The organism is Gelidibacter salicanalis, assembly GCF_016469035.1.
In the GTDB taxonomy this organism is placed as follows: domain Bacteria; phylum Bacteroidota; class Bacteroidia; order Flavobacteriales; family Flavobacteriaceae; genus Gelidibacter; species Gelidibacter salicanalis_A.
The window spans coordinates 1-623 of the sequence record NZ_JAEHJZ010000121.1 but is presented as its reverse complement, the minus strand read 5'-3'; the positions used below and the strand labels follow the sequence as shown (position 1 = coordinate 623).

The following is a 623-nucleotide window of genomic DNA, read 5'->3' as shown; positions in this document are numbered from 1 at the left end:
AAAGGACAAGAGTCCAAAACAATAGAACTCTCCATCCGCGTTATCGATAAAATATTACCAGCAGTTGCCGATTGGAAATTCCATTTAGACTTATGGCAAAATCCTTTTGCAGTTGCACGTTTTCACGATGTCGAACTTTGGTCACCAGAACATTGGAATTTATTAGAACCAATCATGAAACGTCTTGCCGATGCTGGACAAAAAGTAATTACCGTATCACTGAACAAAAGACCTTGGGGAGGACAGACTTTTGATCAGTTTGAGACGATGATTGAATGGCGAAAGAAAGCTGACGGCACATGGACTTATGATTATGCCGTTTTTGATAAATGGGTACAAATGATGATGGATTTGGGTGTGAAAAACCAAATCAGCTGTTACTCTATGGTGCCTTGGGGCAATGAATTCTATTATTTTGATGAAGCCACAAACCAAGAAGTAAAGCTTAAAGCAGCTCCAGGAACTGAAGCGTATGAAGACTTATGGAAGCCTTTCTTAATACAATTCAAAGCACATTTAGAGCAAAAAGGTTGGAATAAAATCACCAGAATTGCCATGGATGAGCGGGGCCCAGAAGAAATGAAAGCCATGCTAAAATTGCTCAACCAACATGCACCAGAATT

2 protein-coding genes (1 of these 2 running past the window's edge) are annotated in these 623 nt (G+C 39.8%); both read left to right on the top strand.

The genetic code is table 11. The annotated features are described in order from the left end of the window. On the top strand, nucleotides 1-25 hold the 3' portion of the coding sequence (locus JEM65_RS23610; protein ID WP_439953520.1) for a hypothetical protein. It extends 245 nt beyond the left edge of the window; the window shows 25 of its 270 coding nt (coding positions 246-270); its start codon lies beyond the left edge, outside the window; its stop codon occupies nucleotides 23-25. Then, the coding region (locus tag JEM65_RS21135; RefSeq protein ID WP_368856074.1) for a glycoside hydrolase domain-containing protein at nucleotides 22-623 on the top strand (602 nt) is incomplete at its 3' end. The genes JEM65_RS23610 and JEM65_RS21135, both read left to right, overlap by 4 nt.